Source organism: Aquabacterium sp. T101, from assembly GCF_057219775.1.
Window position 1 is genome coordinate 503,134 of sequence record NZ_JBXVVZ010000001.1, and the last position, 25,339, is coordinate 528,472.

Sequence of the window (25,339 nt, forward strand, 5' to 3'; positions counted from 1 at the left end):
AGACCGATTCGGTAGGACGGATGGTTCTGCACCGGGGAAACCCCAACGACGTTTGCGGCCCAGTGTACGGGCCAGGAGAAAACCACGCAATATCAGGAACTTGCGTGGTTTTCCTCAAGTCGTTCCTGGAATACCCCAAGTCTTGACTTATTGCACAGGTCAGCCCTGTGCCGCCACGCGCTCCGTCTTGCTGTGGAGCTTGTTCAAGGCCGCGAGGTAGGCCTTGGCCGACGCCACCACGATGTCCGGGTCGGCCCCGACGCCGTTGACGACCCGGCCCCCGTGCTGCAGACGGATGGTCACTTCGCCCTGCGATTCTGTGCTGCCGCTGGTGATGGCATTGACCGAATAGAGCACCAGTTCGGCCCCACTCTTCACCCGAGACTCGATGGCCTTGAGGCAGGCGTCCACCGGGCCGTTGCCATCGCTTTCGACATGGCACTCCTCGGCGCCCAGCGCAAAGGCCACGCGCGCGTGCGGGCGCTCGCCGGTGGCCGAGCGCTGGTCGAGCGTGACCAGGCGGTAGTGCTCCTGCTCGTGCGTCACGCTCTCGTCGGACACCAGGGCGATGATGTCCTCGTCGAAGATGTCGCTCTTGCGGTCCGCCAGATCCTTGAAGCGGGCGAAGGCCGCGTTGATGTCGGCCTCGCTCTCGAGCTCGATGCCCAGGTCCTGCAGGCGCTGCTTGAACGCGTTGCGGCCCGAGAGCTTGCCCAGCACGATCTTGTTGGCGGTCCAGCCCACGTCCTCGGCGCGCATGATCTCGTAGGTGTCGCGGGCCTTGAGCACGCCGTCCTGGTGGATGCCGCTGGCATGCGCGAAGGCATTGGCTCCGACCACGGCCTTGTTGGGCTGCACCACGAAGCCGGTGGTCTGGCTGACCATGCGCGACGCCGCCACGATCTGCGACGTGTCGATGCCCAGCGTGAGGCCGAAGTAGTCGCGCCGCGTCTTCACCGCCATGACCACCTCCTCGAGCGAGCAGTTGCCCGCCCGCTCGCCGAGGCCGTTGATCGTGCATTCCACCTGTCGGGCCCCGCCGATCGTGACGCCGGCCAGCGAATTGGCCACGGCCATGCCGAGATCGTTGTGACAGTGCACGCTCCAGATCGCCTTGTCGGCGTTGGGCACGCGCTCGCGCAGCTTTCGGATGAACTCGCCGTAGAGCTCGGGCACGGCATAGCCCACGGTGTCGGGCACGTTGATCGTGGTGGCGCCTTCGGCGATGACGGCCTCGAACACGCGGCACAGGAAGTCGGGTTCCGAGCGATAGCCGTCCTCGGCGGAGAACTCGATGTCGTCACCCAGGTTGCGGGCGAAGCGCACGGCCAGCTTCGCCTGCTCGAACACCTGCTCGGGCGACATGCGCAGCTTTTTCTCCATGTGCAGCGGCGACGTCGCGATGAAGGTGTGGATGCGGGCCCGCGCTGCACCCTTGAGCGCCTCGGCGGCGCGCGAGATGTCGCGGTCGTTGGCGCGCGCCAGCGAGCAGACGATCGACTCGCGCACCGCGCCGGCGATGGCCTTGACCGCCTCGAAGTCGCCATTGGACGACGCGGCGAAGCCGGCTTCGATCACGTCCACGCGCAGCCGCTCGAGTTGCCTCGCGATGCGCAGCTTCTCGTCCTTGGTCATCGAAGCGCCGGGGGACTGCTCCCCGTCGCGCAGCGTGGTGTCGAAGATGACGAGGCGGTCGGTACTCATGGAACAGCCTTTCGGAATGCAGGGGAACGACGGCGCGGGACGAGGGGCCTCCTGCCGCGGGCCGGCCAGGGCCGGCGGCCGCTCAGCGGTGCAGGCCGGCCTCGTCGGGCTCGTCGGTGGACGTGGCGATCACGCTCACCGGCTTGCCCTTGGCCTTCTTGTAGGCGTAGACGACATAGCCGGACACGCCATAGATGCAGAACAGCGCGAACAGCACCGTCGGCGGATGGATGTTGATCACCGCGATGCCCAGCGCGATGGCGACGATCACGATGAACGGCACGCTGCGCTTGAAGCTCACGTCCTTGAAGCTGTAGAACGGCGCGTTGGTCACCATCGTCAGGCCGGCATAGAGCGTGACGCCGAAGGCCGTCCAGGCCAGCCAGTCGATCTTGGCCGCGCCCCGCACGCCCGCGTCGTCGGCCACCCAGATCAGCCCCATCACCAGTGCGGCCGCAGCCGGGCTGGGCAGGCCCTGGAAGTAACGCCGGTCGACGACGCCGATGTTGGTGTTGAAGCGCGCCAGCCGCAGGGCCGCACCGGCGATGTAGACGAACGCAGGGAGCCAGCCCCAGCGGCCCAGGTCGCGCAGGGCCCACTCGTAGACGATCAGCGCCGGCGCCGCGCCGAAGCTGACCATGTCGCACAGGCTGTCCATCTGCTCGCCGAACGCGCTCTGGGAGTTGGTCATGCGCGCCACGCGACCGTCCAGGCTGTCCAGCACGGCGGAGCAGAAGATGCCGATGACGGCCGCCTCGAAGCGGCCGTTCATCGCCATCACGATCGCGTAGAACGACGCGAACAGCGCCGCCAGCGAGATCGCGTTGGGCAGCACATAAAGGCCCTTGCGACGCGGCCGAAGGGCCGCGTCGTCGCGCACCGGTGCATCGTGGTCGTTCATCGGTCGCGAGGATAGCGCACGGGCGGCGCCCGCCGCACGCTCAGTTGCGCGAGCGGTCGACCAGCTTGTTGGCCTTGATCCACGGCATCATCGCGCGCAGCTTCTCGCCCACCACCTCGATCTGGTGGTCGGACGTGAGGCGGCGACGCGACAGCAGCGTCGGCGCGCCGGCGCGGTTCTCGAGGATGAAGCTCTTGGCGTACTCGCCGGTCTGGATGTCCTTGAGCACCTGGCGCATCGCGTTCTTGGTGTCCTCGGTCACGATCTTCGGCCCGGTGACGTACTCGCCGTACTCCGCGTTGTTGGAGATCGAGTAGTTCATGTTGGCGATGCCGCCCTCGTAGATGAGGTCGACGATCAGCTTGAGCTCGTGCAGGCACTCGAAGTAGGCCATCTCGGGCGCGTAGCCGGCCTCGACCAGGGTCTCGAAGCCGGCCTTGATCAGCTCGACGGTGCCGCCGCACAGCACGGTCTGCTCGCCGAACAGGTCGGTCTCGGTCTCCTCGCGGAAGTTGGTCTCGATGATGCCGGCCTTGCCGCCGCCGTTGGCCACGGCATACGACAGCGCCAGGTCGCGCGCCTTGCCGCTGCGGTCGGCATGCACGGCGATCAGGTGCGGCACGCCGCCACCCTGCGTGTAGGTGTTGCGCACGGTGTGGCCCGGAGCCTTGGGCGCGACCATCCACACGTCGAGGTCGTCGCGCGGCACCACCTGACCGTAGTGGACGTTGAAGCCGTGCGCGAAGGCCAGCGATGCGCCCTGCTTGATGTGCGGCGCCACGTCGTTGGCGTACACGCTGGCGATCTGCTCGTCGGGCAGCAGGATCATCACGACGTCGGCGCTCTTGACCGCCTCGGCCACCTCGGCCACCTTGAGGCCGGCCTTCTCGACCTTGCTCCAGGACGCGCCGCCGCGGCGCAGGCCCACGGTGACCTTGACGCCGCTGTCGTTGAGGTTCTGCGCATGCGCATGGCCCTGGGACCCGTAGCCGATGATCGCCACGTTCTTGCCCTTGATCAGGCTCAGGTCGGCGTCCTTGTCGTAATAAACCTTCATGGTTCTTCTCCGTCAGTGATTCTTCAAACGCGCAGGATGCGCTCGCCGCGGCCGATGCCCGAGGCACCGGTGCGAACGGTTTCCAGGATGGCGGCGCGATCGATCGCCACCAGGAAGGCGTCGAGCTTGGACGAGTCGCCCGTCAGCTCGATGGTGTAGCTCTTGTCGGTGACGTCGATGACGCGGCCGCGGAAGATGTCGGCCATGCGCTTCATCTCCTCGCGCTCCTTGCCGACGGCGCGCACCTTGATGAGCATCAGTTCGCGCTCGGTGAAGCTGGCCTCGGTCAGGTCGACCACCTTCACCACCTCGATCAGCCGGTTCAGGTGCTTGGTGATCTGCTCGATCACGTCGTCGCTGCCGGTGGTCACGATGGTCATGCGCGACAGCGAGGCGTCCTCGGTGGGCGCCACGGTCAGGCTCTCGATGTTGTAGCCGCGGGCGGAAAACAGCGCCACCACGCGCGACAGGGCGCCGGGCTCGTTCTCGAGCAGCACGGCAATGATGTGTTTCATTTTCTTCGTCGTCCTTGCGCGCTCTTCAGGCGCCGGGGCGGTAACCCCGGGCCCTTGGCCACGCGGTTCGAGTGGGGAAGACGCCGGAAGACCTAGAGGTCCTCGGCGCCGAGCAGCATCTCCGTGATGCCCTTGCCGGCCTGCACCATGGGCCAGACGTTCTCCGTCGGGTCGGTGCGGATGTCGAGGAACACGGTACGGTCCTTGAGGCGGATGGCCTCGCGCAGTGCCGGTTCCACGTCGGCGGGCCGCTCCACCAGCAGGCCCACGTGTCCGTAGGCCTCGGCGAGCTTCACGAAGTCGGGCAGCGCGTCCATGTAGCTGTGCGAGTAGCGGCCGCCGTAGTCGAGCTCCTGCCACTGCCGCACCATGCCCAGGTAGCGGTTGTTCAGCGACACGATCTTCACCGGCGTGTCGTACTGCTTGCAGGTCGACAGCTCCTGGATGCACATCTGGATCGAGCCTTCGCCCGTGATGCAGAACACGTCCGACTCGGGCTTGGCCAGCTTGATGCCCATGGCGTAGGGCAGACCGACGCCCATCGTGCCCAGGCCGCCGGAGTTGATCCAGCGCCGCGGCTCGGCGAAGCGGTAGAACTGCGCCGCCCACATCTGGTGCTGGCCCACGTCGCTGGTGATGTAGGTGTCGCGGTCCCGGGTGAGCTGCCAGAGCAGGTCCACCACGTACTGCGGCTTGATCACCTCGTCGCTCTTCTTGTAGGCCAGGCAGTCGCGCTTGCGCCACTCGTTGACCTGGCTCCACCAGGCGTTGAGCGCACCCTTGTCGGGGCGGCTCTGCGCCTCCTTGACCTGGGCGATCAGCTCCTGCAGCACGTCCTTCACGTCGCCGACGATGGGGATGTCCACCTTCACGCGCTTGGAGATCGACGACGGGTCGATGTCCACATGGATGATCTTGCGTTCCACCGAGGCGAAGTGCTTCGGGTTGCCGATCACGCGGTCGTCGAAGCGCGCCCCCACGGCCAGCAGCACGTCGCAGTGCTGCATGGTCATGTTGGCCTCGTAGGTGCCGTGCATGCCGAGCATGCCCAGGAACTGCGGGTCCGCGGAGTCGATCGCGCCCAGGCCCATCAGCGTGTTGGTGCACGGATAGCCCAGCAGGTGCACCAGCTCGCGCAGCTCGGCCGAGGCCTCGCCCAGGATCACGCCGCCGCCGGTGTAGATGTAGGGCCGCTTGGCCGCCAGCAGCAGCTGCACCGCCTTGCGGATCTGGCCCGCATGGCCCTTGCGCACCGGGTTGTACGAGCGCATCTCGATGTGCTCGGGGTAGTGGAAGGGCGCCGTCTTCAGGGACACGTCCTTGGGGATGTCCACCACCACCGGGCCGGGACGGCCGGTGCGCGCGATGTGGAACGCCTTCTTCATCGTCAGCGCCAGGTCGCGAACGTCCTTGACGAGGAAGTTGTGCTTGACGATCGGACGGGTGATGCCGACGGTGTCGCACTCCTGGAAGGCGTCCAGGCCGATCGCCGGCGTCGGCACCTGGCCGGTGACGATCACCATCGGGATCGAGTCCATGTAGGCGGTGGCGATGCCGGTGACGGCATTCGTCACGCCCGGACCGGAGGTCACCAGGGCCACGCCGACGTCGCCGGTGGCCCGGGCGTAGCCGTCGGCCGCATGGATCGCGGCCTGCTCGTGGCGAACGAGCACGTGCTCGATCGTGTCCTGCTTGTACAGGGCGTCGTAGATGTAGAGCACGGCCCCGCCCGGGTAGCCCCAGAGGTACTTGACCCCTTCGGCCTGAAGGCAGCGAACCATGATCTCCGAGCCGTTGAGCTCGGCGGGATGAGAGGGGGAGGAAGGTTGCGCCGATGCGGCGCGCTTGACTTCCGCGGCAGACATGTCCATTTCGAACCTCTGAGAATTTCTCTGACGAAAATCCATCGGTGTTCCTCTTCGCACCCTTGTGGGGCGGATGTGGAACCTGCGCGGTCAACGAGAAGAGCCCCTGTGGGCGGCCCAGTCGAGAACCGAAAAGAGCGTTGTGCGGAGCAGCATTATGTCATCGCGGGCTGCGACCCCTTGCTGCGACATAATCCGCCGCGCCCGATCGACGGGCCGCCCCTGCAGCGAGCCGCCCCTTGGCGACCGAAAAAGAACTCTCCGACTTCCTCAAGAGCGTCGAAAAGCGCGCCTTCAAGCGCACGGCCTATACCGTGCGCAACGACGACGCCGCGCTGGACATCGTGCAGGACTCGATGATCCGCCTGGCGGAGAAGTACGCCGACCGCCCGGCCGAGGAACTGCCCCTGGTGTTCCAGCGCATCCTGTCCAACGCCACGATGGACTGGTTCCGGCGCCAGAAGGTGCGCAATGCGGTCCTGGTCAATCTGTCCGAGTTCGAGGGTGCGGACGACGACGGGGGCGACTTCGACCTGCTCGAGCTGCTGGACCTGTCCGACGACAGCGCGGCCACCGAAAGTGCAGCCGATTCGGTCGGTCGGTTACAAATGCTGGCCCTCATCGATGGCGAGGTCTCACGCCTGCCGGCGCGTCAACGCGAGGCCTTCCTCCTTCGTTACTGGGAGGAACTGGATGTTGCAGAGACCGCCGCGGTCATGGGGTGCTCGGAAGGCAGCGTGAAAACGCACTGCTCCCGGGCCGTTCATGCTTTGGCAAAGGCCCTGCGCGCCAAGGGAGTTGCACCATGACCCGTCGAACGCCTGCCGCCGCCACCGCGATGACCGCCGCCGAACGCGCCGAAGCCCGCTTCGGGCGCCGGATCACCGCCCTGCTGACCGAGGCCCACGTCCGCCAGGCGCCTGCCGACGTGGACGAGCGCCTGCGCTTCGCGCGCGAGCAGGCGCTGGAGCGCGCCCGCGCGGCGCGCCGCCAATCGGCGCCGGCCTCCGTGCGGGTCGGCGCGGGCGGCGCTGCCGCGCTCGCGGTGGGTCCGTCGGACGACGGCAATCCCTGGTGGCTGCGCCTGTCGTCCCTGCTGCCGCTGGCGGTGCTGCTGGCAGGCTTGTTGCTCATCGACGACCATTACACCCGCGCCCAGATCGCGGCGGCGGCCGAGGTCGACGCGGCGCTGCTGGCCGATGACCTGCCGCCCGAAGCCTACAGCGACCCCGGATTCGTCGAGTACCTGAGAACCGCCCGCCCGTGAACCGCCCTGCCCGACACTTCCTCCTGGCCCTGACGCTGGCGACCCTGGCCGGCGCCGCGGCTGCACAGGGGCTGGTCGGGCCGTCGCCTGCGGCATGGTCGGCGCTGAACCCGGCGCAGCAGTCGGTCCTGGCCCCGCTGCAGCGCGACTGGGCGTCGATCACGCCGGCCCAGCAGCAGAAGTGGCTGGAGGTCGCCAACCGCTACGGCAGCCTGCCGCCCGACGAGCGCGCGCGCATGCAGCAGCGCATGAGCGAATGGTCGCGCATGTCCACCGCCGACCGGGCCCGGGCGCGGCTGAACTTCACCGAGGCCCGCCAGATCTCGCCCGAGGACCGTCAGCGCCAGTGGGAGGCCTACCGTGCCCTGCCCGCCGACCAGCGCCGGGCCCTGGCGGAGAAGGCGCAGGCCAAGCCGGCGCCCAAACCCGCCACGCGGCGCGACCCGGCCGCGCCGCCGGAAAAGTCCAATGTGGTGCGCGCGCCCGCCTCTCCCCAGCCCCGGACGGTCGGACCGACCGTGGTGCAGCGCGGCCCGGGCGCCAGCACCAAGCTGGTCTCGACGCCCAGCAAGCCGCCGCTGCACCAGCAGGCCGGCCTGCCTAAGGTCGCCGCCACGCCCGAGTTCGTCGACGCCGCCACGCTGCTGCCGCAGCGCGGCGCACAGGGCGCCGGCGCGGCACGCCCGGCCACGGCCGGCGGCGGCGCCAAGGGCAACCCGTCCAGCAAGAACCAATGAGTCCGGCGACCGGGTCGCCGCCGTCGCCGTCGCTGCCCACGCCGGGGCTCTGGCGTCGCATGGCGGCCTTCATCTACGAGGGCGTGCTGCTGTTCGGCGTGCTGTTCGTGGCCGGCTACCTCTATTCGTCGCTGACCCAGCAGCGCCATGCACTGCAGGGTCAGACGGGGCTCCAGGCCTTCGCCTTCATCGTGCTGGCGGTGTACTTCGTGCTGTTCTGGTCGCGCGGCGGGCAGACGGTGGCCATGCGCGCGTGGAACGTGCGTCTCGTCACCGTGGAGGGCCAGCCCGTCAGCCAGGCCCGCGCGCTGGCCCGCTATCTCGCCAGCTGGCTCTGGTTCGTGCCGGCGCTGCTGACGGCCCGGCTCGCCGGCCTGCACAGCGCGTCGGAGATCTTCGCGCTGATGATCACCGGCGTGATCGCCTATGCGCTGCTGGCCCTGGCCCATCCGCAGCGACAGTTCCTGCATGACGCCCTGTGCGGCACGCGCCTGGTGTCCTGGGACGCCAAGGCGGACCGGCGGGCACAATCCGCGGCATGACCAACGAGTTCAAGGGCCACACGGGCGTCGACCGCATCGTGAGAGCGTTCTTCAACTCGTGGAGCGGGTTGCGCCTGGCCTACAGGGGCGAAAGCGCCTTCCGCCAGGAGGTCTGGCTCGCCGTTCCCCTGCTGCCGCTGGCGTTCTGGCTCGGCCGCGACTGGACCGAGGTCGCGCTGCTCGCGGGGTCGGTGCTGCTGGTGATGATCGTGGAGCTGCTCAACTCCGGCATCGAAGCCGTGGTCGACCGCGTGTCCTACGAATGGCACGAGCTGTCCAAGCGCGCCAAGGACTTCGGCAGCGCCGCCGTGATGCTGTCCCTGCTGCTGTGCGCCGCCATCTGGGGGGCAGCCCTGGTGCAACACTTCACTGCCTGAACATGACTGCATCGATCGCCGTCTACTGCGGGTCGCGCATGGGGGACTCCCCAGCGTTCCTCGACGCCGCCCGCGACCTGGGCCGCCGCATCGCCGAGAGCGGATCCGCCGTCGTCTATGGCGGCGGCCGGGTCGGGCTGATGGGGGCCGTGGCCGACGCCGCTCTGGCGCACGGCGGCCACGTCATCGGCGTCATCCCGCAGGCCCTGATGGACCGCGAGGTGGGCCACACCGGGCTGACCGAGCAGCATGTCGTGCAGACGATGCACGAGCGCAAGATGCTGATGGCCGAGCGCTCGGACGCCTTCATCGCCCTGCCCGGCGGGATCGGCACGCTCGAGGAGCTCTACGAGATGTGGTCCTGGCAGCAGCTCGGCTACCACGACAAGCCGGTGGCGCTGCTCAATGTCGACGGCTACTACGACGCGCTGCTGGAGTTCACGCGCGTGAGCCACGCGCGGGGCTTCGTGTCGGACGCGCAGTTCCAGGCCCTGCTGGTGGACGACCGTGCCGACCGCCTGCTGGACCGGGTGCTGGACGCCGCCCGGCGCGCCACGGCACCCGACGACTACTCGCGCACCTGACCCCCCCGGGGCGGCATGGTCGCCCCGGCGGGCGGCCGCGGCTTCAGACGGCCGCTTCGTCGGTCTCGCCAGTGCGGATGCGCACCACCTGTTCGACCGCCGTGACGAAGATCTTGCCGTCGCCGATCTTGCCCGTCTTGGCGGCCTTGACGATGGCGTCGATGCAGCGGTCCACGTCGTCGTTCTTGACCACCACCTCGACCTTCACCTTGGGCAGGAAGTCGACCACGTACTCGGCGCCGCGGTAGAGCTCCGTGTGCCCCTTCTGGCGGCCGAAACCCTTGACCTCGGTCACCGTCAGGCCCGAGACGCCGACATCGGCCAGCGCCTCACGCACTTCCTCGAGCTTGAACGGCTTGATGATGGCGGTGATCTGCTTCATGGCTTGGGCTCCGTGGAAAACACTGACTTGGATTTAAGCACGGAACTTCGACGTGATGGGGTAGCGCCAGTCGCGCCCGAAGGCCCGGTGCGTGATCCGGATGCCCACCGGCGCCTGGCGCCGCTTGTACTCGTTCACCTTGATGAGGCGCGTCACGCGCTCCACGGTGGTGCGCTCGAAGCCGGCCGCGACGATGTCGTCGATGCTCTGGTCGTCCTCCATGTAGCGCGCCAGGATCGCGTCGAGCACGTCGTAGGGCGGCAGGCTGTCCTGGTCGGTCTGGTCGGGCCGCAGTTCGGCCGACGGCGCGCGCGTGATGATGCGTTCCGGGATCCAGGGCCCGAGGGTGCCGTCCGCGCGGCGGGTCGGCTGCGCGTTCTTCCAGCGCGCCAGCCGGTACACCAGCGTCTTGGCCACGTCCTTGATGACGGCGAAGCCGCCGGCCATGTCGCCGTAGAGCGTGCAGTAGCCGGTGGCCATCTCGCTCTTGTTGCCGGTGGTCAGCACGATGCGGCCGGTCTTGTTCGACAGCGCCATCAGCAGCGTGCCGCGGATGCGGGCCTGGATGTTCTCCTCGGTGGTGTCCTCAGCCAGGCCGGCGAACTGCGGCGCGAGGCTGGCGCGGAAGGCGTCGAACATCGGCGCGATGGGGATCTCGTCGTACTGCACGCCGAGCCGGCGCACCATGTCGCGCGAGTCGATCCACGAGATGTCGGCCGTGTAGGGCGACGGCATCATCACCGCGCGCACCTTGTCGGCGCCCAGCGCGTCCACCGCCACCGCCAGCACCAGGGCCGAGTCGATGCCGCCCGACAGGCCGATGATCGCGCCCGGGAAGCCGTTCTTGCCAAGGTAGTCGCGCACGCCCACCACGAGCGCCTGCCAGGCCTGCGACTCCAGCGTGGGCAGCGGGCACAGTTCGCCAGCGACCATCGGCCCGGCCACCTCCACCAGGGCCACCGCCTCGTCGAAGCTGGGCGCGCGCATGCGCACCACGCCGTCGGCCGACACCGCGAACGAGGCGCCGTCGAACACCACTTCGTCCTGCCCACCCACGAGATGCGAGAACACTACCGGCAGGCCGGTCGCGCGCGCGCGCTCGGCCATGCGGTCCTCGCGCTCGCCGGCCTTGTCGAGGTGGAACGGCGACGCGTTCATGACCGCCAGCACCTGGGCGCCCGCGGCCCGCGCCGCCTCGCCCGGCTCGTCGAACCACGCGTCCTCGCAGATCAGCACGCCGACGCGGGTGCCGGCCACGTCGAACACCAGCGGCCCATGCCCCGCGTCGCGTCCGGACGCGAAGTAGCGCCGCTCGTCGAACACCTGGTAGTTGGGCAGCTCGCGCTTGCAGTAGGTGCCAAGCACCGATCCCCCCGCCAGCACCGAGGCGGCGTTGAAGCGCAGCGGGCGCGCGGTGGACTTGGTCCTAACATCGCCGCGGTCACCGAACTGATGCGGATGCCCCACCAGCACATGCAGTCCCTCGCAGCCCGCCAGATCGCGCGCCATGCCGGCCAGCGCGTCGGCGCAGGCGCGCATGAAGGCCGGACGCAGCAGCAGGTCCTCGGGCGGGTAACCGGTGAGGGACAGTTCGGGCGCGACCACCAGCGACGCACCCTGCGCATGGGCCTTGCGTGCGGCGTCCACGATCCTGCGGGCATTGCCCTCCAGGTCGCCCACCGTGGCATTGATCTGGGCCAGCGCGACTTTCAACATCGCTGCGGAGCGCATTGAGTTGCAGTCGAACGATTATGTCATCCGCTTCCACGACGACCCGTGCGCGATCGATGCGTCGGCGTGGAACCGGCTGCTGTCGCGGCAGGACGCGCCCACGCCCTTCCTGCGCCATGAATACCTCGCGGCGCTGCACGCGTCGGCCAGCGCCGTGCCCGCCACCGGCTGGGGCCCCCGCGTGGCCACGGTGCATCGCGGCGACGAACTCGTCGCGGCGGCGCCGCTGTACCTGAAGGCGCATTCCTACGGCGAGTACGTGTTCGACTGGGCCTGGGCCGACGCCTACCGCCGCCATGGCCTGAGTTACTACCCCAAGCTGCTGTGCGCCGTGCCGTTCACGCCGGTGCCGGGGTCGCGCCTGCTGGCCGTCGACGACGCGGCACGCGACGCGCTGCTGGCGGGCCTGCTCGAACTGGCCCGCCGCAGCGGGCTGTCGTCGGTGCACCTGCTGTTCCTGTCGGACGCCGACCGTGCCGCCTGCGAACGCGCGGGCTGGATGATCCGCCACAACGTGCAGTTCCACTGGGCGCAGCGCGAAGACGCTCCCTGGCCGGACTTCGAGGCGTTCCGCACCTGCCTGCAGCGCGACAAGCGCAAGAAGATCGCCCAGGAGCGACGCCGCGTGGCCGAGGCGGGGGTCACCTTCGACGTGCTCGACGGCGCGGCGATCGATGCGGCGTCGTGGGACTTCTTCCACCGCTGCTACACGCTCACCTACGAGGCGCACGGGTCCAGCCCCTATCTGACACGCGAGTTCTTCGACGCCATGTCACGCACCATGGCGCCGAACTGGGTGATGTTCGTCGCGCGCCGCGACGGGCGCCCGATCGCGGCGTCGCTGATCGCCGTGGACCGCCCGGCACGTGTTGCCTATGGCCGCTACTGGGGCGCCACCGAGCACGTGCCCTGCCTGCACTTCGAGGCGTGCTACTACCAGCCCCTGCAGTGGTGCATCGCCCAGGGCATCGTGCGCTTCGAGGGCGGCGCGCAGGGCGAGCACAAGATGGCACGCGGCCTGCTGCCGGTGCGGACCTCGTCGGCGCACTGGCTGGCCGACGAGCGCTTTGCGTCGGCAGTGGCCGACTTTCTGGACCGCGAGGGCGCCGGCGTGGACGCCTACGTCGACGAACTGAACGAGCGCAACCCGTTCAAGCCGGCCGACCGGCCCGGCGCCGGCGACGCCTAGGCCGCGTCAGCGGTGCTTGGCCGCCCAGGCGGCCATGCCGTCGACGACCTCCTTGCGGGCGGACTCCGGGCCTTCCCAGCCCAGCACCTTGACCCACTTGCCGGGCTCGAGGTCCTTGTAGTGCTCGAAGAAGTGCTGGATGGTCTTCAGCCGCGCGGGGTTCAGGTCGTCGGCCGACTTCCACTGGGAGTAGATCGACAGGATCTTGTCGGTGGGCACCGCCAGCAGCTTGTTGTCGCCGCCCGCCTCGTCCTGCATCTTCAGGATGCCCAGCGGCCGGCAGGCGCAGACCACGCCCGGGATCAGCGGCACGGGGGTGATCACCAGCACGTCCACCGGGTCGCCGTCGTCGGCCAGGGTCTGCGGGATGTAGCCGTAGTTGCACGGGTAGTGCATCGCGGTGCCCATGAAGCGGTCCACGAAGAGCGCCCCCGACTCCTCGTCCACCTCGTACTTGATGGGGTCGGCATTCATCGGGATCTCGATGATCACGTTGAACTCGTCCGGGGCCTTGGGGCCGGGGGTCACGTTGTGCAGGCTCATGGGGGTTGCAGTCGATGGAGTTTCAGGGATTACCCGGATTCTATGGGCCTTGCCTTGCATCAACCCGACGCCACGCCACCGGGGAAAGCCACGCCCAGCCGACCGCCGCTCGTCGCTTAGCATCGGGAGTGGTGCCGGGACTGCCGGGCAACCCAAGAACGAAGCGAAGTTCAAGCAAGGAGCAACCTTCATGACAACGACGATGGCGCTGTATGTGGCGCTGGCCTGCGGCCTGGCTGCAGTGGTGTACGGCTTCGTCCAGCGCAGCTGGATCCTGAAGCAGGACGCGGGCAATGCCCGCATGCAGGAGATCGCGAGCGCCGTGCAGCAGGGCGCAGCGGCCTACCTGGCCCGGCAGTACAAGACGATCGCCGTCGTGGGCGTCGTGCTGGCGATCCTGATCGCCGTGTTCCTGGACAGCACCACCGCCGCGGGCTTCGTGCTCGGCGCCGTGCTGTCGGGGGCCTGCGGCTTCATCGGCATGAACGTGTCGGTGCGCGCCAACGTGCGTACCGCGCAGGCCGCCACCAAAGGCATCGGCCCGGCGCTGGACGTCGCCTTCAAGGGCGGCGCCATCACCGGCATGCTGGTGGTGGGCCTGGGCCTGCTGGGCGTGGGCATCTTCTTCTGGTTCATCACGATGAACGGCCAGATGACGCCCGACAAGAGCCTGTCGTCGGTGCTCAAGCCGATGCTCGGCCTGGCCTTCGGCTCGTCGCTGATCTCGATCTTCGCGCGCCTGGGCGGCGGCATCTTCACCAAGGGCGCCGACGTCGGTGCCGACCTCGTGGGCAAGGTGGAAGCCGGCATCCCCGAGGACGATCCGCGCAACCCGGCGGTGATCGCCGACAACGTCGGCGACAACGTCGGCGACTGCGCCGGCATGGCGGCCGACCTGTTCGAGACCTACGCCGTGACGCTGATCGCCACCATGGCGCTGGGCGCGCTGGTGGTCACGATGGCGCCGATGGCCGCCGTGATGTACCCGCTGGTGCTGGGCGGCGTGTCGATCATCGCCTCGATCATCGGCTGCAGCTTCGTCAAGGCCAGCCCCGGCATGAAGAACGTGATGCCGGCGCTGTACAAGGGCCTCGCGGTGTCGGGCGTGCTGTCGCTCATCGCCTTCTACTTCGTCACGGTGGCCGTGATGCCCGCCGACGCCCTGGGCGCCGGCACGCACATGCGCCTGTTCGGCGCCTGCGCGGTGGGCCTGGTGCTCACGGCAGCCATGGTCTGGATCACCGAGTTCTACACCGGCACGCAGTACTCGCCGGTGCAGCACATCGCCCAGGCCTCCACCACTGGCCACGGCACCAACATCATCGCGGGCCTGGGCGTGTCGATGCGCTCGACCGCCTGGCCGGTGCTGTTCGTGTGCGTCGCGATCATGGTGTCCTACAACCTGGCGGGCCTGTACGGCATCGCCGTGGCGGCCACCTCGATGCTCAGCATGGCCGGCATCGTGGTCGCCCTCGACGCCTACGGCCCGATCACCGACAACGCCGGCGGCATCGCCGAGATGTCGGAACTGCCCAAGAGCGTGCGCGACGTGACCGACCCGCTGGACGCCGTGGGCAACACCACCAAGGCGGTGACCAAGGGCTACGCCATCGGTTCGGCGGGCCTGGCCGCGCTGGTGCTGTTCGCGGACTACACCCACTCGCTGGAAGGCCGCGGCCTGAACGTGAGCTTCGACCTGAGCGACCCCAAGGTGATCATCGGCCTGTTCATCGGCGGCCTGATCCCCTACCTGTTCGGTGCCATGGCCATGGAAGCCGTCGGCCGCGCCGCCGGTTCGGTGGTGGTGGAAGTGCGCCGCCAGTTCAAGGAGATCAAGGGCATCATGGAAGGCACCGCCAAGCCGGAATACGGCAAGGCGGTGGACATGCTCACCACGGCCGCGATCAAGGAAATGATCGTCCCGTCGCTGCTGCCCGTGGTGGTGCCGATCCTGGTCGGCCTGCTGCTCGGCCCGGCCGCGCTCGGCGGCCTGCTGATGGGCACCATCGTCACCGGCCTGTTCGTGGCGATCTCCATGTGCACCGGCGGCGGTGCCTGGGACAACGCCAAGAAGTACATCGAGGACGGCCACCACGGCGGCAAGGGCAGCGAAGCCCACAAGGCGGCCGTCACCGGGGACACGGTCGGCGACCCCTACAAGGACACCGCCGGCCCGGCCGTCAACCCGCTGATCAAGATCATCAACATCGTGGCGCTGCTGATCGTGCCGCTGCTGCCGGCCGGCGCTTCGGCCGTCAAGCCGCAGGCTGCGCCGGTGGCCGCCCCGGCCGTGGTGGCGCCCGCGCCCGCCGCGGCGGCGTCGCCGGCCGCCGCAGCGCCGGTGGCGGCGCCGGCCCCTGCATCGGCCGCATCGAAGTAGCCTTCGGGCCGCGTCCCCTGATGCAAGCCCGGGCCTCGCGCCCGGGCTTTTTCTTTACGCTCGGCCCATCCGCTCCGGAGGCTCCATGTCCGCACCGATCCGACTCAATCCGCTCGACGCGTCCTGGCTCTACACCGAGTCGCGCGAGACGCCGATGCACGTGGGCGCGCTGATGCCCTTCCGGCTGCCCGACGGCGCGCCGCCGGACCTGCTGCGCCGATGGATGGCCGACTTCCGCAAGCACCGCCGCTTCGCGGCGCCGTGGAACCGGCGCCTGAAGTCACCGCTGCTGCTGAAGAGCCCCGTGCATCACTGGGTGGAGGACGACGACATCGACATCGAGGCGCACCTGCGCCACACCGCCCTGCCCTTCCCGGGCGGTGAACGAGAACTGGGCGAGCTGATCGCCCGGCTGCACAGCCAGCCGCTGGACCTGTCGCGCCCGCCCTGGGAGTGCACGCTGATCGAGGGCCTGGAAGGCCAGCGCTTCGCGATGTACATCAAGATGCACCACTCGCTGATCGACGGCATGTCGGGCGTGAAGCTGCTGCAGCGCGTGCTGCACGCCGACCGCGAGAAGAGCCTGGACGGTGCGCCGTTCTGGGCCGTCGGCGCCGACGCGCGGCGCCCCGAACGCGACACCGACGCGCCCACCTTCAGCAATGCGCTGGCCGGCGCGATCCAGGCGCTGCGCGGCCAGGTGGGCACCGTGCCGCAGCTGCTGCTGGCCTTCGGCAGGATGCTGCGCCTGACGCGCGACACCGACCTCGACCTGCGCATGCCGTTCGGCGCCCCGGGCGCCACGATCAACGGCCGTGTGCGGGCCAAGCGGCGCTTCGCCACGCAGCAGTTCCCGCTCGAGCGCATGAAGACGCTGGCCAAGGCGGCCGACTGCACGATCAACGACCTGGTGCTGGCCACCTGCGGCGGCGCGCTGCGTCGCTTCCTCGACGACAGCGGCGACCTGCCCGAGGCCGCGCTCACCGCCGGCATCCCGGTGTCGGTGCGCCCGGCCGACGACGAGGGCACCGGCAACGCCATCACCTTCATCATCGCCACCCTCGGCACCGACATCGCCGACCCGCTGGAGCGGCTGGCGGCGATCCGGGCGTCGGTAAAGAGCGCCAAGGCGCACGTGCAGAGCCTGCCGCGGGCGGCGATGACGCAGTACACCGTGGCGCTGATGGCGCCGACCATCCTCACCCTGCTCACGGGCCTGGGCGGGCGCACGCGGCCGGTGTTCAACATCACCGTGTCCAACGTGCCGGGGCCGGACAAGCCGCTGTACTTCCGTGGCGCGGAACTGCTGGGCACCTTCCCGGTGTCGATCGTCACGCACGGCCAGGCGCTCAACATCACCTGCCACAGCTACGCCGGGCAGATGGCCTTCGGCTTCACCGGCTGCCACAGCACGCTGCCGCACATGCAGCGCATCGCCGTCTATACCGGCGAGGCGTTCGAGGAGCTGGAGCGTCTGATCCTGGCCCCGGCCCCGCGCCCGCGGGCCGCGAAGAAGCGCGCGCCCCGCGCGGCACCGAAGAAGGCGGCTCCGAAAGCGACGGCGAAGACCCCCGCCAAGCCGGCGAAAAAGGCGCGCCGCCCGCGGCCCGCCTAGTCGGCCGCGACGTCCGGCGCCGACTCGCTGCGCCAGACCGGGTTGGTCCAGGCCGACCGGCCCTGCTCGTCGACCACCACCACGCGCATGAAGCCCCCCTTGCCCATGCGACCGGCGGGCAGTCGGGCCGTGGTCTGGCCGCGCTGTTCGCATTGCACCGAGCGCGAGCCCTTGCCCAGAAGATAGACGCCGAACGCGGGCGAGCATTCCACCACCACGTCGTCCCCCTCCAGGCGCAGGTCGTGGATCACCGGGCCCTGGGTGGAGTAGTAGTGGCCGGCCTTGAGCGCCTGCACCAGCAGCTCGGGCTCGTTGCGCTCGGCCTTCACCATGACCCAGCCGCCGAAGGCGTCGTCCACCAGGAAGTGGGCGTCGTCGGTGGCCAGGGCGTTGAGCCTGCGGCCCTGAGCCAGCAACTGGTCGAGCAGGCTGCAGCCCCCGCCGCGCGACGAGCGCACGGCCGAGGTGTGGTTGTAGACCTCCACCGCATGCGCCGCGTCGATCGACAGCGCGTCGTCCACGCCCAGCGAGTACCACTCCGGGTGGACGATGGTGACGAAGGCACCCGCGTCGGCACAGCGCCGCGCCAGCGCGGCGGCACTCTCACCGGCGCGCGGCGGGGCGAAGTCCAGCGGCAGGCCGTTGGCCAGCAGGTGCCACTTCTCGCCCAGGCTCGTGTCGGGCACGTGCACTTCCGCGCCCAGGATCGTGGTAAAGCCGTCGGTGCGGAACGCGCGCGTGTCGGCCACCGGAAAGTCGTAGGCGGGCAGGAAATGGTCCGACAGGCAGATGAAGTCGTAGCCGGCCTCGCGGTAGCGGCGGCACACCTCGGCCGGTGCCAGTTCGCCGTCGGACACCGTGCTGTGGGTGTGCAGGTTGCCGCGGTGGAAGCGGCCGGGCAGGCTGAACGCGTCGAGGCTCATGGGAATGCCTTTCGCTGAGGTGGGTGGAAGCCGGTCGTCATGGTTTCGGCGGCGGCGGCTTGGACGCCGGGTCGAGCTTCAGCGCGGCCTTCACCAGCAGGTGGGCCGACACCGGCGCCGTGAGGAACAGGAACAGCGTGATCAGCAGCTCGTGCCAGCTCGGTGCGCCGTGCACCGCGAACCACAGGCCCGACGCCACGAGCACGCAGCCCACGCCCAGCGTCGTGGCCTTGCTCGGGCCGTGCAGGCGCTTGTAGAAGTCGCCCAGCTTGGCCAGGCCCCACGAGCCGACGAGGGCGAAGCCGGCGCCGACGACCAGCAGCGCCGCGACCAGGATCTCGACGGCGAGGCTCATTCGACGATGTCTCCGCGCACGATGAACTTGCCCAGCACCACGGTGCCGACGAACCCGAGCAGGCCGATCAGCAGCGCCACCTCGAAGTAGCTCTTGTCGGCCAGCCACAGCCCGGCCACGACCAGCAGCGCGAGCGCATTGATGTACAGCGTGTCCAGCGCCAGCACGCGGTCGGCCAGGCCCGGCCCGCGCAGCAGGCGCCAGGCGTTGAGCGCCAGCGCCAGCGCGAAGGCCCCCATCACCCAGGGCACCACGACGGCCAGGATTGGCGGCAGGCTGGTCATTCGAAGATCTCCCGCAGCGGCGCCTCGTAGCGCGCCTTGATGTCGGCCACCAGCGCCGCCTCGGCGGCCTCGTCCGGGCAGTGCAGCGCATGCACGAGCAGGAAGCGCCGGTCCTCGGTCAGCTCGGCGGACAGCGTGCCGGGCGTCATCGTGATGATGCCGGCCAGCGCCACGATGCCATGCGGGTCGCGGATCGCGAGCGGCACCCACACGAAGCGCGAGCGGATCGCATCGTCGGGACCGAGCACGCGCCGGGCCACGTCGATGTTGCTCAGCACGATGTCGCGCAGCACGACCAGGCCCAGCCGCACGGTCGTGCCCCAGGCCTTCAGGCGCGGCCGCTCGGGGCGGAAACGCTCGCTGAACCAGGGGATGACGAGCGCGAAGAACGCGGCCAGCACGAGGTTGCCCGCCGAGGCCGATTGCGACAGCATCAGCCAGGCCACGAACAGCAGCGCCGAGATCAGCGGCGCAGGCAGCAGCGCACGCAGCACAAGGGCCATCACTTCAGCTCCCCGCGCTGGCGCATCTGTTCGCGCACGTCGTAGGCGGGCGGCACCGGGCGCGCGCCGAGCACGGCCTGGATGTAGGGCGTGCGGGCGACCAGTTGCTCCGCGGCCCCTTGCGCATAGCGGCTAAGCGGGCCGGCGGCCACGGCGGTGCCGAGCACCGCGGCCAGCAGGCCGACGATCGCCACGCCGTGCGCGGGATGATTCGGCGCCGTGGCCACGCCGGACACCCGCGATCCCGCACCGCCGGGCTTCCAGAACAGCGTCGAGCCCGCGCGGGCCAGCGCCACCATCATCGCCAGGCTCGATCCGAGCACCAGCGCCACGGTCGCCACGGCCAGGGCGGTCTGCCCCGCGGCCTGCAGAAGCAGGGCCTTGCCGAAGAAGCCCGCCAGCGGCGGCACCCCGGCCACCGCCACCGCCGCCAGGAAGAACGCCACGCCGAGCGGCGCCCAGCCCGTGTCGAGAGCCGCGGGTTCGAGCCGGTCGCTGCCGCCGCGCGCGGCACCGATGCGGTCGGCCAGCAGGAACCACGCCGCCGCCACCAGCGTGCTGTTGACCAGGTAGAACAGGCCCGCCGCCAGCGTGCCCGGCGTGCCCAGGCCGATGGCCAGCAGCAGCGTGCCGGCGCTGGCCACCACGAGGTAGGCCACCAGCCCGCGCAGCCGCACCGCCGCCAATGCCCCCACGGCCGCCAGCACCAGCGTGCCCAGTGCCAGCACCGGCAGCGCCGGGCTCGCGATGCCGGCCAGTGCGCCGGCGCCGAAGGTGAGCGTGGTCGTGCGGGCGATCGCGTAGACGCCCACCTTGGTCATGATCGCGAACAGCGCCGCCACCGGCGGCGACGCCGAGGCATAGGTGTCGGGCAGCCAGAAGTACAGCGGCAGCAGCGCCGCCTTCACGGCGAACACCACCAGCAGCATCAGCGCGGCCGCCTGCGCCAGGCGCTGGTTCTCCGGCGGCAGCGCCGCGAGCTTGACGGCGAGGTCGGCCATGTTCAGCGTGCCGGCGAGGCCGTAGAGCAGGCTCACGGCAACGAGGAACAGCGCCGAGCCGACCAGGTTGAAGGTCACGTAATGCACGCTGGCCGAAAGGCGCGCCCGCGTGGCACCGTGCAGCAGCAGGCCGTAGCTGGCCGCCAGCAGCACCTCGAAGAAGACGAACAGGTTGAACAGGTCGGCCGTGAGGAAGGCCCCGTTCAGGCCCATCAGCTGGAACTGGAACAGCGAGTGGAAATGCGGCCCCTTCGACTGCTCGCCGGCCAGCGCGTACACCAGCGCGCCGGTGGCCACCGCGGCGGTGAGCAGCAGCATCAGTGCCGACAGGCGGTCCAGGGCGAGCGCGATGCCCCAGGGCGCCTGCCAGTTCCCCAGCAGGTAGGCCTGCACGTCGCCGCCATCGGCCTGCCGCACCAGTGCAGCGGCCAGCACCAGCCACGCCACCGTGGCCGCGAGACCGAAGGCCGCGGCCCAGCGCGAACGCAGGCGCTCCAGCAGCAGCACCAGCGCACCGGCCACGAGCGGGCCGACGATCGGCAGCACGATCTCGTGACCGCCGAACAGCATCGCAGCGGGCTGCACGGCACTCATCGAGGCCCCTCCCCGCCCGGCGCACCGGCATCGGGCCGGCCGTCGACATGGTCGCTCGACGCCTCCGCGCGGGCGCGCAGCGCGATGGCCAGCAGTACCGCCGTCATCGCGAAGCTGATGACGATGGCCGTCAGCACCAGCGCCTGCGGCAGCGGGTCGGTCGTGTTGGCGAGCGTCGCCGCCCGGCCGTCGGCCACCAGTGGCAGTGCCCCCACCCTCACCCGGCCCATCGCGAAGATGAACAGGTTGACGGCGTAGGACACCAGCGTCAGGCCGAGGATGACGTCGAAGGTGCGCGCACGCAGCAGCAGCCAGGTGCCGCAGCCAGCCAGCACGCCGATGCCCAGCGACAGCAGCAGCAGCATCAGCGCAGCCCTCCACCCAGGCCGCGCGCCAGACGCGCGATCGACAGCAGCATGACCATCGTCGCGCCCACGACCACGAGGTACACGCCGAGATCGAACATCGAGGCGCTGGCCAGCGGCACGCCACCGATGCCGGGCAGCCAGGGGTAGTCGTAGGTGCTGGTCAGGAACGGCGCGCCGAACAGCCAGCTCGCCAGGCCGGTGCCCGCGGCGATGACAAGGCCGAGGCCGGCCCAGGTGCGGAAGTCGATCTTCGCGCGTGCCGACACCCACGCGTGGCCATGCGCCACCTGCTGCAGCACGAGGCCGATGGCGAGCACCAGGCCCGCGATGAAGCCGCCGCCGGGCAGGTTGTGGCCACGCAGGAACAGGTGCAGCGAGACCAGGATCGCGAACGGCAGCACGAGGCGGCTCACCAGCTGCAGCATCAGCGGGTGGCGGTCGGCTTCGCCCCCAGGCGGCACGACGCGGCCGTCGGGCGGCGGCGTGAAGCCCGCCAGCAGCGCATGCACGATCAGCGCCGCGATCGCCATCACGGTGATCTCGCCCAGCGTGTCGAAGCCGCGATAGTCGACGATGATCACGTTGACCGCGTTGGCGCCGCCGCCCAGCACCTTGGTGGTCTCGAGGAAGTAGCCCGAGATCGAGTCGAAGGGCCGAGTCAGCACCATCCACGCGAGCGCCGCGATGCCCAGGCCCACCGCCGTGGCGATGAGTGCGTCGCGCCAGGCGATCCAGCGCGCCGGCTCGGGCGGGCTCTGCTCGGGCAGCCAGTGCAGCGCCAGCATCATCAGCACGATGGTGACCATCTCCACGAGCAGCTGGGTCAGCGCCAGGTCGGGCGCGGAGAACCAGACGAAGGTGAGGCACACCACGAGGCCCACCGCCCCCATCAGCAGCAGCGCCAGCAGCCGGTGGCGGTAGGCGAAGGTGGTGGCCAGCGTCGCGGCAATGCCGATCAGACCCACCAGGGCAACGCCGGGGCCGAGGTCGGCCAGGTGCAGCGCCGCGGCCCGTGCCGGCGGCCCGTCGATCCACCCGGGCACGAACGGCGCCATCCCGGCCGCCAGCGCCATCAGCACCAGCAGCAGCAGGTAGCGCTGCAGGCGGCCGTTCTGCAGCGCATGCGTCAGTGCGCCCGCGGCGGCCAAGCCGGCGTTGACCAGCAGCAGGAAGAACTCGCGGCCGCCGTGGGTGATCCAGCCCGGCAGGCGCACCACGCGATGCAGGTTCACGAAGCGCTGCAGCCCGAAATACAGCAGCACGCCGCCGACCACCGCCACGAGGCTCATCGCGAGCGGCAGGTTGAAGCCGTGCCAGATGGCCAGCGTGTACACCGGCAGCGGCGCACCCGGGGCGCCGTGCAGCGCCGCCTGCGCGGCCACCGCCAGCGTGGGCCCGACGACGGCCGACGGAAACAGCCCCACCAGCACGCACAGCGCCACCAGCACCAGCACCGGCAGGCGCATGAAGAACGGCGCCTCGTGCGGCGCCTTCGGCAGCCCCACCGGCTCGCCGTTGAAGAAGGTGTCGTGGATGAAGCGCAGCGAATAGGCCACGCTCAGCACGCCGGCCAGCGTGGCGCCGGCCGGCAGCAGCCACTCCATGACACCGTGCGACTCCTTGGCCACCGTCTCGGCGAAGAACATCTCCTTGGACAGGAAGCCGTTGAGCAGCGGCACGCCGGCCATCGAGGCCGCGGCCACGATGCCCAGCGTGGCCGTGAAGGGCATGTACTTCATCAACCCGTTGAGCTGCCGCATGTCGCGGCTGCCGGTCTCGTGGTCGATGATGCCGGCGCTCATGAACAGGCCGGCCTTGAACGTAGCGTGGTTGATGATGTGGAACACGCCGGCCACCACGGCCAGCGGCTCCGACAGGCCGAACAGCAGCGTGATCAGGCCGAGGTGGCTGATCGTCGAGTACGCCAGCAGACCCTTCAGGTCGTGCTTGAAGATCGCGATGTAGGCGCCGACCACGAGCGTGGCCAGCCCCGTGAGGGAGACGATCCAGAACCAGGGCTCGCTGCCGCCCAGCGCCGGGTACAGGCGCGCCAGCAGGAACACGCCCGCCTTCACCATCGTGGCCGAGTGCAGGTAGGCCGACACCGGCGTGGGCGCCGCCATGGCATGCGGCAGCCAGAAGTGGAACGGGAACTGCGCGCTCTTCGTGAAGGCGCCCAGCAGCACGAGCACGAGCGCGGTTTCGTACAAGGCATGGGCGCGGATCGCGTCACCAGCCGCCAGCACCACGTCGAGCTTGGTGCTGCCGGCGATGTGGCCGAGCAGCAGCGCGCCGGCGAGAAGGCACAGGCCCCCGGCACCGGTGATCGTGAGCGCCATGCGCGCGCCCTCGCGCGCGTCCGAGCGGCGGTGCCAGAACCCGATGAGCAGGAAGGACGACAGACTCGTCAGCTCCCAGAACAACACCAGCAGGATCAGGTTGTCGGCCAGCACGACGCCCAGCATCGCGCCCATGAAGAGCAGCAGGAAGACGAAGAAGCGGCGCGGCGGGCTCTCGCCGTCGGCCGGGTCGAGATACCAGGCGGCATACAGCACGATCAGCGCGCCGATGCCACCGATCAGCAGCGCGAACAGCCACGCCAGGCCGTCCATGCGAAAGCCGAAGTCCAGGCCGAGCGCGGGCAGCCAGGGCACGCTCCAGCGCAGCACCTCGCCGGCGAAGACGGCGGGCGCCGCCGACAGCACCAGGGCGCACACCGCGAGCGCGACCGCGCCGGCCAGCAGCGCGATGCGGCGCCGGGCGGTCCCCGGCAGGCCGCCGACCAGTAGCGCCCCCAGCCAGGGCAGCAATGCGAGCACCGCGAGCGTCATGTCGGCGCGTCGGACTTCGTCTTGCGCAACAGCACGACGACGAGCGTGATCACGGTGATCGGGATCACGAAGCTCATCATCGCGGCCGAGAAGGCCGGCAGCGCGTCGTGCTGCTGCGCGGCCAGGATCAGGTAGGCCACGTAGGCGGCGTAGTAGACGACGAAGACGCCGCCCTCCCAGCGCGCGATCTCACGACTGGTCATGAACACCGGCAGGCAGGCCAGCGCCACGGCCAGCATCACCCAGATGTCGAACGACAGCAGCGACGGCGCCATCGTCAACCCGGCGTCGCCGGCCACCAGGCCCGACACGCCCAGGCAGCCGAGGATGTTGAAGGTGTTGCTGCCCACGACATTGCCCACCGCGATGTCGCGCTCGCCCTTGATGGCCGCGGTGATCGAGGCCGCGACCTCGGGCATGCTGGTGCCGGCGGCGACGATCGTCAGGCCGATGACGAGGTCGCTCACGCCCATCGCCTTGGCGAAGGCGATGGCGGCGGTGACCAGCCAGTCGGAGCCGAACACCAGGCACACCAGGCCCGCGGCGATGAGGCCCACCTGCACCGGCCAGGTCGAGTCCCATGCGCCGAGCTCGGCCGGGCGGTTCTCCTGGACGTACTCGGCCTGTGCAGCAGCCGTCTCGCGGCGCGACTGCACGACGAGGAACACGGTGTAGGCCACCAGCAGGCCGAGCAGCAGCCCGCCGTCGACCAGGCCGAGCCGGCCGTCGAGCCCGAGCGCCAGCAGCAGCAGCGACGCGCCGATCATGATCGGCACTTCCTGGCGGATCAGCTGCACGTTCACGACCAGCGGCACGATCAGCGCACTCATGCCCAGGATGAACAGCACGTTGAAGATGTTGCTGCCCACCACGTTGCCGATGGCGATGTCGGTCTGGCCGTCCAGCACGGCGCCGACGCTGACCGCCACCTCGGGGGCGCTAGTGCCGAAGGCCACCACGGTGAGCCCGACGACCAGCGGCGAGATGCCGAAGGACAGCGCCAGCTTGGAGGCCCCCCGCACGAGCAGGTTGGCGCCGATCACGAGGGCGGCGAGTCCGGCGATGAAGAGCAGGATGTTCATGGGCGTGCG

General features: G+C 69.7%; 25 protein-coding genes. 9 read left to right on the top strand and 16 right to left on the bottom strand.

Going from position 1 to position 25,339, the window contains the following annotated elements; translation table 11 throughout:
* Window positions 1–159: 159 nt before the first annotated feature.
* The 5 genes from AC2EAQ_RS02340 to AC2EAQ_RS02360 all read right to left on the bottom strand — a co-directional run bounded on the left by AC2EAQ_RS02340 (window position 160) and on the right by AC2EAQ_RS02360 (window position 6,048).
* Window positions 160–1,704 carry a 2-isopropylmalate synthase gene (locus tag AC2EAQ_RS02340; protein ID WP_484640097.1) on the bottom strand — a complete coding sequence of 515 codons (1,545 nt, stop codon included), beginning with the start codon at window positions 1,702–1,704 and terminating at the stop codon, window positions 160–162.
* An 82-nt stretch (window positions 1,705–1,786) separates the two neighbouring features.
* A complete protein-coding gene (locus AC2EAQ_RS02345; protein ID WP_484640099.1) occupies window positions 1,787–2,605 on the bottom strand; it encodes a CDP-alcohol phosphatidyltransferase family protein in 819 nt (272 codons plus the stop codon).
* Window positions 2,606–2,645: 40 nt separating this feature from the next.
* Window positions 2,646–3,662 (bottom strand): ketol-acid reductoisomerase, encoded by a 1,017-nt coding sequence (gene ilvC / locus AC2EAQ_RS02350; protein ID WP_484640100.1) that lies wholly within the window; start codon window positions 3,660–3,662, stop codon window positions 2,646–2,648.
* A gap of 23 nt (window positions 3,663–3,685) precedes the next feature.
* Complete coding sequence (gene ilvN, locus AC2EAQ_RS02355) at window positions 3,686–4,177, bottom strand: acetolactate synthase small subunit (RefSeq protein ID WP_484640101.1); 492 nt, start codon at window positions 4,175–4,177, stop codon at window positions 3,686–3,688.
* Window positions 4,178–4,269: 92 nt separating this feature from the next.
* On the bottom strand, window positions 4,270–6,048 hold the full coding sequence (locus AC2EAQ_RS02360; RefSeq protein WP_484640102.1) for an acetolactate synthase 3 catalytic subunit: 1,779 nt from the start codon (window positions 6,046–6,048) through the stop codon (window positions 4,270–4,272).
* Between the two features lie 233 nt (window positions 6,049–6,281).
* Between AC2EAQ_RS02360 and AC2EAQ_RS02365 the strand changes: the two genes are divergently transcribed.
* From AC2EAQ_RS02365 to AC2EAQ_RS02390, 6 genes are read left to right on the top strand one after another with little or no spacing between them, the layout of a single operon-like run.
* On the top strand, window positions 6,282–6,851 hold the full coding sequence (locus AC2EAQ_RS02365; protein ID WP_484640103.1) for an RNA polymerase sigma factor: 570 nt from the start codon (window positions 6,282–6,284) through the stop codon (window positions 6,849–6,851).
* Window positions 6,848–7,309, top strand: a complete 462-nt coding sequence (locus tag AC2EAQ_RS02370; RefSeq protein ID WP_484640104.1) for a DUF3619 family protein — start codon at window positions 6,848–6,850, stop codon at window positions 7,307–7,309. The genes AC2EAQ_RS02365 and AC2EAQ_RS02370 overlap by 4 nt, the downstream gene beginning before the upstream one ends.
* Window positions 7,306–8,046 (top strand): DUF3106 domain-containing protein, encoded by a 741-nt coding sequence (locus AC2EAQ_RS02375; protein ID WP_484640105.1) that lies wholly within the window; start codon window positions 7,306–7,308, stop codon window positions 8,044–8,046. Before AC2EAQ_RS02370 ends, AC2EAQ_RS02375 begins: the two co-directional genes overlap by 4 nt.
* On the top strand, window positions 8,043–8,588 hold the full coding sequence (locus AC2EAQ_RS02380; RefSeq protein ID WP_484640106.1) for an RDD family protein: 546 nt from the start codon (window positions 8,043–8,045) through the stop codon (window positions 8,586–8,588). Before AC2EAQ_RS02375 ends, AC2EAQ_RS02380 begins: the two co-directional genes overlap by 4 nt.
* Window positions 8,585–8,965, top strand: coding sequence for a diacylglycerol kinase (locus tag AC2EAQ_RS02385; protein WP_484640108.1), 381 nt, complete (start codon window positions 8,585–8,587; stop codon window positions 8,963–8,965). Before AC2EAQ_RS02380 ends, AC2EAQ_RS02385 begins: the two co-directional genes overlap by 4 nt.
* Window positions 8,966–8,967: 2 nt before the next feature.
* Window positions 8,968–9,549: an LOG family protein gene (locus AC2EAQ_RS02390; protein WP_484640110.1), complete on the top strand. Its 582-nt coding sequence runs from the start codon at window positions 8,968–8,970 to the stop codon at window positions 9,547–9,549.
* 43 nt (window positions 9,550–9,592) lie between these two features.
* Here AC2EAQ_RS02390 and AC2EAQ_RS02395 read toward each other — a convergent pair whose 3' ends face one another.
* Both AC2EAQ_RS02395 and AC2EAQ_RS02400 read right to left on the bottom strand, forming a co-directional pair.
* Window positions 9,593–9,931, bottom strand: a complete 339-nt coding sequence (locus AC2EAQ_RS02395; RefSeq protein WP_484640111.1) for a P-II family nitrogen regulator — start codon at window positions 9,929–9,931, stop codon at window positions 9,593–9,595.
* Between the two features lie 33 nt (window positions 9,932–9,964).
* A complete protein-coding gene (locus AC2EAQ_RS02400; RefSeq protein ID WP_484640112.1) occupies window positions 9,965–11,647 on the bottom strand; it encodes an NAD+ synthase in 1,683 nt (560 codons plus the stop codon).
* 19 nt (window positions 11,648–11,666) lie between these two features.
* On the opposite strand from AC2EAQ_RS02400, the gene AC2EAQ_RS02405 reads away from it, so the two are divergent.
* The gene (locus AC2EAQ_RS02405; RefSeq protein ID WP_484640113.1) at window positions 11,667–12,851 is read left to right on the top strand and encodes a GNAT family N-acetyltransferase; all 1,185 of its coding nucleotides are present in this window, start codon (window positions 11,667–11,669) and stop codon (window positions 12,849–12,851) included.
* A 6-nt stretch (window positions 12,852–12,857) separates the two neighbouring features.
* On the opposite strand, the gene ppa is transcribed toward AC2EAQ_RS02405, so the two are convergent.
* The gene (gene ppa, locus AC2EAQ_RS02410) at window positions 12,858–13,394 is read right to left on the bottom strand and encodes an inorganic diphosphatase (RefSeq protein WP_484640114.1); all 537 of its coding nucleotides are present in this window, start codon (window positions 13,392–13,394) and stop codon (window positions 12,858–12,860) included.
* Window positions 13,395–13,584: 190 nt separating this feature from the next.
* On the opposite strand from ppa, the gene AC2EAQ_RS02415 reads away from it, so the two are divergent.
* Together AC2EAQ_RS02415 and AC2EAQ_RS02420 are read left to right on the top strand one after the other, a co-directional pair.
* The gene (locus tag AC2EAQ_RS02415; protein WP_484640115.1) at window positions 13,585–15,774 is read left to right on the top strand and encodes a sodium-translocating pyrophosphatase; all 2,190 of its coding nucleotides are present in this window, start codon (window positions 13,585–13,587) and stop codon (window positions 15,772–15,774) included.
* A gap of 85 nt (window positions 15,775–15,859) precedes the next feature.
* Window positions 15,860–17,389, top strand: a complete 1,530-nt coding sequence (locus AC2EAQ_RS02420; RefSeq protein ID WP_484640116.1) for a WS/DGAT/MGAT family O-acyltransferase — start codon at window positions 15,860–15,862, stop codon at window positions 17,387–17,389.
* Here the strand turns inward: AC2EAQ_RS02420 and AC2EAQ_RS02425 are convergent.
* Genes AC2EAQ_RS02425 through AC2EAQ_RS02460 form a run of 8 tightly spaced genes read right to left on the bottom strand, consistent with a single transcriptional unit; the run spans window position 17,386 to window position 25,330 of the window.
* Window positions 17,386–18,312 (bottom strand): PHP domain-containing protein, encoded by a 927-nt coding sequence (locus AC2EAQ_RS02425; protein WP_484640117.1) that lies wholly within the window; start codon window positions 18,310–18,312, stop codon window positions 17,386–17,388. The genes AC2EAQ_RS02420 and AC2EAQ_RS02425 overlap by 4 nt on opposite strands.
* A 37-nt stretch (window positions 18,313–18,349) precedes the next feature.
* A complete protein-coding gene (locus AC2EAQ_RS02430) occupies window positions 18,350–18,667 on the bottom strand; it encodes a Na+/H+ antiporter subunit G (RefSeq protein ID WP_484640118.1) in 318 nt (105 codons plus the stop codon).
* On the bottom strand, window positions 18,664–18,951 hold the full coding sequence (locus AC2EAQ_RS02435; protein ID WP_484640119.1) for a K+/H+ antiporter subunit F: 288 nt from the start codon (window positions 18,949–18,951) through the stop codon (window positions 18,664–18,666). Before AC2EAQ_RS02435 ends, AC2EAQ_RS02430 begins: the two co-directional genes overlap by 4 nt.
* A complete protein-coding gene (locus AC2EAQ_RS02440) occupies window positions 18,948–19,454 on the bottom strand; it encodes a Na+/H+ antiporter subunit E (protein ID WP_484640120.1) in 507 nt (168 codons plus the stop codon). Before AC2EAQ_RS02440 ends, AC2EAQ_RS02435 begins: the two co-directional genes overlap by 4 nt.
* Entirely contained in the window at window positions 19,454–21,049 is a 1,596-nt protein-coding gene (locus AC2EAQ_RS02445; RefSeq protein WP_484640121.1) for a monovalent cation/H+ antiporter subunit D, read from the bottom strand. Before AC2EAQ_RS02445 ends, AC2EAQ_RS02440 begins: the two co-directional genes overlap by 1 nt.
* Entirely contained in the window at window positions 21,046–21,414 is a 369-nt protein-coding gene (locus tag AC2EAQ_RS02450) for a Na+/H+ antiporter subunit C (RefSeq protein ID WP_484640122.1), read from the bottom strand. The genes AC2EAQ_RS02445 and AC2EAQ_RS02450 overlap by 4 nt, the downstream gene beginning before the upstream one ends.
* Window positions 21,414–24,248, bottom strand: coding sequence for a monovalent cation/H+ antiporter subunit A (locus tag AC2EAQ_RS02455; RefSeq protein WP_484640123.1), 2,835 nt, complete (start codon window positions 24,246–24,248; stop codon window positions 21,414–21,416). The genes AC2EAQ_RS02450 and AC2EAQ_RS02455 overlap by 1 nt, the downstream gene beginning before the upstream one ends.
* On the bottom strand, window positions 24,245–25,330 hold the full coding sequence (locus AC2EAQ_RS02460) for a calcium/sodium antiporter (protein ID WP_484640124.1): 1,086 nt from the start codon (window positions 25,328–25,330) through the stop codon (window positions 24,245–24,247). Before AC2EAQ_RS02460 ends, AC2EAQ_RS02455 begins: the two co-directional genes overlap by 4 nt.
* Window positions 25,331–25,339: the final 9 nt, after the last annotated feature.